We start from the raw sequence: 4,780 nt of genomic DNA, 5'->3' as shown, positions 1-4,780 counted from the left end.
TGTCAGCGCCTCTTTCGAGGCGCTTTCCTGTGCCACGCTGTCAAATGCCAGCAGACTGCCGCAGGTCAATAGGCAAAGTGTCTGAGCACAGGAACGCAACTTTAGTCCGTGTATGTGTTGAGTCGTCATAGATGCTTTCCTTTCCATTATGTGGCCCATGCAGGTTCGCCGTTGTATGGCGCGCAGCCCTCGTAGTGGCCTGGCACCGCTTCGTAACGCAAGACTTCCGTCGCGCCAACTTCTGAGGTGAAAAAGCCGAACAGCGTTAACTGCTTCATCATAGTGAAGTAGTGTGGAAGCGCTTCATCGCTATCCGCGTGCTCCTGTGATGACTGGGTTTCCGCCGTTTGATTTTGCGCGGTCTGGGTCTCTGCAGTCAGTGCTTCAGCAGGGGTTGGCTGCTCTCTGCTAGCATGTTGCTGGGCGTGCGCCATCGCTTCGCGATCTAACTCGGTTATAAGCGCTAATCGCTGCTCGCCACTTAATGCCATAAAATCGCGCCCATAAGCAGCCCGGCTGCGCGCTTCAAGTTGGGCTAAACCAAAATAAAACACCTCTCTTTCTGAGGGCGTATAGCAGTCGTTGACGAACAGGGCCATAAACTCCCCGACCCCAGCATCTTTGGCGCCTGGGGTATCGGTTCTCGGCAGAATGGTTTCGGCAAGTTCGTCCAGTCGCTCTACATCGCGGCTGCTAAAGGGATGGTTTGACTGGCCAGCATCGCTAAAGGCAAATAGGGATTTACCTCCAATCATCGCGGTACCGGTCGTCAGGGCGATCATTTTGAGTAATTCACGACGATTCATGACAAATTCCCCCGCTTCAGCTCTTCCACGGCATAGTCCACCGCCCGAGCGGTAAGCGCCATATAGGTTAGAGAAGGATTCACGCAAGAGGATGACGTCATGCAGGCGCCATCGGTGACAAACACATTGGGCGCATCCCATACTTGGTTATGGCTATTGAGCACTGAGGTTTTCGGGTCACGGCCCATACGCGCGGTGCCCATTTCATGGATCCCCATGCCCGGCGCGTAATCACCTACGTCGCCTTTGACGTTCTTCACGCCAGCGGCCTCAAGTAAGTCAACCGCATCTTGAACCATGTCCCGACGCATATTGCGCTCGTTTTGCTTGAGCTCAACGTCGATCGATAGCACCGGCAGTCCCCATTTATCGCGAACGCTGTGGTCAAGAGAGATGCGGTTATCGTGATCGGGCAGCATTTCGCCGAAGCCTGTCATACCGATCGTCCAACCGCCTGGCTGGCTAAGTGCTTGCTTTAAATCAGTGCCGATATTGAGCTCAGCAATTTCGCGGTCCCAGCCCTCGCGGCTCGCCGCTCCTTGATAACCAAACCCGCGCACGTAGCTTCGCTGCTCATCGCCTACGTTGCGAAAGCGCGGAATGTAAAAGCCCGCAGGACGACGTCCGAAGTAGTATTTGTCGAGATAGCCTTCCACTTCGCCACTGGCACCGCAGCGGAAGTGGTGATCCATCACGTTGTGACCCAGTTCGCCACTGCTACTGCCCAAGCCCCCTTCCCAGACATCGGTAGCGGAGTTCATCAAAATCCAGGTAGTGTTGAACGTAGACGCATTGAGGAAGATGACATCAGCGGTGTACTCATGGACTTCATGGGTCTCAGCGTCAATCACCTCAACGCCCCGCGCCCGCTGGCGGTCTTTGTCATACAGCACCTGGCTGACAATCGAGAATGGCCGCAGGGTCAAGTTGCCAGTAGCCACTGCAGCCGGCAAAGTAGCTGATTGGGTACTGAAATAGGCGCCAAAAGGACAACCCAGCCAGCACTTATTGCGGTATTGGCAATTGACGCGATTTTGTTCCGGCTTTGGCTGGGTAATATTGGCGACTCGGCTGTGGATAAGATGGCGCTGCCCACCAAAGGCTTCTTTAATACGCTTGGCAGCATCTTTTTCCACACAGTTAAGCGGTATTGGCGGCAGAAACTCGCCATCGGGAAGAATATCTAGCCCTTCCTGAGGACCTGCAATACCGGCAAAGCGCTCCACATAGTCATACCACGGGGCGATATCTTCATAGCGAATCGGCCAATCAATGGCGATGCCTTCACGCTGGTTGGCCTCGAAGTCCATAGGGCTGAGCCGATAGCTTTGCCGCCCCCAAAGCAGTGAGCGCCCCCCTACGTGATAGCCGCGAAACCAGTCAAAGCGCTTCTCTTCCACGTAGGGATTGGCCTGTTCATCCACCCACATGCCCATGGTGGCTTCGTTAAGGGGGTAGTCGCGCCTGAGCACGGGGTGTTTAGCGATCATCTCCTGGGTCGGCTCATTGCGGTGGGGATAATCCCACGCCTCTTTATGGGCATTGTGGTAATCCTTCACGTGTTCAATGTTGCGCCCACGCTCAAGCAGTAAAACCTTCAAGCCTTTCTCTGTAAGTTCTTTAGCGGCCCAGCCGCCGCTAATGCCTGAGCCAACCACGATGGCATCGTAGTGATTATCTGGCATGGTCATCTTCCTTATTGTGTTGTTGTTCGCGTCGAATCACACATCGCAGCGCCGAATAGCCGCTTGTAGTGATTCTATTTTTGCCTGTTGGCTAGTACGGTCAGGGAGAAATTCTTGGGCGATATAGCCCTGAAAGCCGGTATCTCGAATAGCGCGGCAAATTGCGGGGTAGTTAAGTTCTTGGGTGTCGTCTATTTCATGGCGCCCGGGCACACCGGCAGTATGGTAATGGCCGAAAAAGCGATGGTTTTCACGGATAGTGCGAATGACATCGCCTTCACTAATCTGCATGTGATAGATGTCATAGAGCAGCTTGAAGTTGGGCGAATCGAGGCGACGGCAAAGCTCGATCCCCCATGCAGAGTTGTCGCAAAGGTAATCGGGGTGGTCGATTTTGCTGTTGAACAGCTCCATCTGTAGCACCACGCCTTTTGCCTCTGCCTGGGCAAGAATCTGCTTTAGTCCCATTTCGGCATTTTGCAAACCCTGTTCAGGGTTCATACCTCGGGCATTGCCGCTAAAACAGATGAGATTGGTGTAACCCGCTTGGCTGACCAGATCGATATGTTGAAGGTATCGCTCAATCAGCGCTGAGTGAAAGCGGGTATCGCCCCAGCCATCCTCAAGGCTCAACTCAGCGCCATTACACATGGAGGAGTCGAGTCCATACCGCTGAAGCACAGGCCACTCTTCTGGCCCCACCAAATCAATCGCCGTAATGCCCAGCTCGGTTGAAAGCTGGCAAAGCTCTTCCAGAGACAGAAAATCAAATGTCCAACGGGCGACCGAATGATGGATATTGCCTTTAAGTGCCTGCTGAGCAGGCGCATCGTCAGCTAGGGCTCGAGATCCAAGCTGAGGTAGCGCCGCCAGACCAATAGCACCGGTAACGCTATGGCGCAGCAGGCTACGCCGATCAAGAAGGTAGCGCTTCATAAAGCATCCTCGCGTTCGTCATCTAAATGAGATGGCCTAGGCGTGCATTACTCTTCTCGAAGCGCTGTCAGTTTTTCCTGCAAGAAGCTGTTGCCCTCGGTAATCACCGCTTCTGAGTCGAGTGGCATATCGTGTTCGATGATGTACCACTCAACATCAGCGGCCTCGATGGCGGGCAAGATGGCATCCCAATCCAGTACACCTTCCCCAAGTGTGGCGAAACCGCCCTCTTCTTCAGCAGTGCCTTCTGGAGCATTATCTTTGGCGTGTACAGCAAACAGTTGCCCATCGAAACGCGAGACATACTCAACCGGGTCAAACCCACCACGCGCTACCCAGGCGATATCCAATTCCGCCAGCAGATCAGATCCAGCCGCATCAAACAGATGCTCTAACGCGGTTTTACCGTCATACTCTTCCATCTCGAAATCATGGTTGTGGTACGCCAACCGGAAACCTTCGGCATCGAGCGTAGCGGCAATTTCACCTAACTCTTCACCCAGCGCCTGCCAGCCTTCGACATCGCTAGGCCGTGCGTCCTCGGCTAGATAAGGCACTGTTAAGGTGTCATTACCCACCGCCTGATTAAACGCCACCGTTTCATCTAAGCGATTGCGCAAATCGTCTAGCTGTACATGACTTGAGATCACCTCAAGCGCGTGCTCTTCTAACAAAGCGTTGAGTTCTTCGGCTGATACTTCCTGGGTTCCGACCGTCTCAATGGCAGAGATTCCCGCCCGATTTACGGCGGCTAACTGCTCCTCCAAGGCGGCTAACTGCTCCTCCCAATTGCCAAAATCACGCAGCGTATAAATTTGAACAGCAATGGGTAATTCTGCTGTGCTGCTTTGTTGAGCTTGAGCAACGCCAGGCATACTCAGCACTGACAGCGTCACTGCGCTAGCAGCCAGCAGAGCCTGTGGGCTCAAACGTTTTGGGCGTAGCGGGGTATCCATATCCACCTCATTGTTGTTGGCTTGTTATGCGTTGTAAAAGTGCCGACGCCAAAAATGTAATCGGTTACATTTTTTTAGAGCATCACCGAAATATATGCAAGAAAAGGCTGATTTATTGATCTTCGATGAGTGGATCGATAACGTTATTAAAACGTCAATTCAGGAGTAAATCATTGATTATAAAGTTTTAAATATTATTAAAAAGAAACTTTAAACTTTGGTATGACGTACTACAACAACACAGTGGAACCGTAGTGTTTTGCATTATTTTTGCAGTCACCCGAGCTGCTATAATGACCATCTTTTTTCATCTAGCCATGGATATCAACGTGCCACTACGCGACCTGTTGTTAGGCCTATTTGTCATCGCCATTTGGGCGCTGAATATCATTGTCAT

At 52.5% G+C, this 4,780-nt stretch carries 4 protein-coding genes; all 4 read right to left on the bottom strand.

The genetic code is table 11. The features are described from left to right. Nucleotides 1-146: 146 nt before the first annotated feature. From INT22_RS17980 to INT22_RS17965, 4 genes are read right to left on the bottom strand one after another with little or no spacing between them, the layout of a single operon-like run. A complete protein-coding gene (locus INT22_RS17980) occupies nucleotides 147-806 on the bottom strand; it encodes a gluconate 2-dehydrogenase subunit 3 family protein (protein ID WP_193068683.1) in 660 nt (219 codons plus the stop codon). After that, entirely contained in the window at nucleotides 803-2,491 is a 1,689-nt protein-coding gene (locus INT22_RS17975; protein ID WP_193068682.1) for a GMC family oxidoreductase, read from the bottom strand. The genes INT22_RS17980 and INT22_RS17975 overlap by 4 nt, the downstream gene beginning before the upstream one ends. Before the next feature lie 36 nt (nucleotides 2,492-2,527). Continuing rightward, a complete protein-coding gene (locus tag INT22_RS17970; protein WP_193068681.1) occupies nucleotides 2,528-3,427 on the bottom strand; it encodes a hydroxypyruvate isomerase family protein in 900 nt (299 codons plus the stop codon). Between the two features lie 47 nt (nucleotides 3,428-3,474). Then, complete coding sequence (locus tag INT22_RS17965; protein ID WP_193068680.1) at nucleotides 3,475-4,383, bottom strand: sugar phosphate isomerase/epimerase family protein; 909 nt, start codon at nucleotides 4,381-4,383, stop codon at nucleotides 3,475-3,477. Nucleotides 4,384-4,780 lie beyond the last annotated feature (397 nt).

This window comes from Halomonas sp. 3D7M (genome assembly GCF_014897885.1).
GTDB lineage: Bacteria > Pseudomonadota > Gammaproteobacteria > Pseudomonadales > Halomonadaceae > Vreelandella.
This window is presented reverse-complemented; position numbering and strand designations above follow the sequence as displayed.

Excerpts from the sequence above, each read along its gene's own strand:
- INT22_RS17980 (WP_193068683.1), bottom strand. The coding sequence starts at position 806 with ATGAATCGTCGTGAATTACTCAAAATGATCGCCCTGACGACCGGTACC.
- INT22_RS17975 (WP_193068682.1), bottom strand. The coding sequence starts at position 2,491 with ATGCCAGATAATCACTACGATGCCATCGTGGTTGGCTCAGGCATTAGC.
- INT22_RS17970 (WP_193068681.1), bottom strand. The coding sequence starts at position 3,427 with ATGAAGCGCTACCTTCTTGATCGGCGTAGCCTGCTGCGCCATAGCGTT.
- INT22_RS17965 (WP_193068680.1), bottom strand. The coding sequence starts at position 4,383 with ATGGATACCCCGCTACGCCCAAAACGTTTGAGCCCACAGGCTCTGCTG.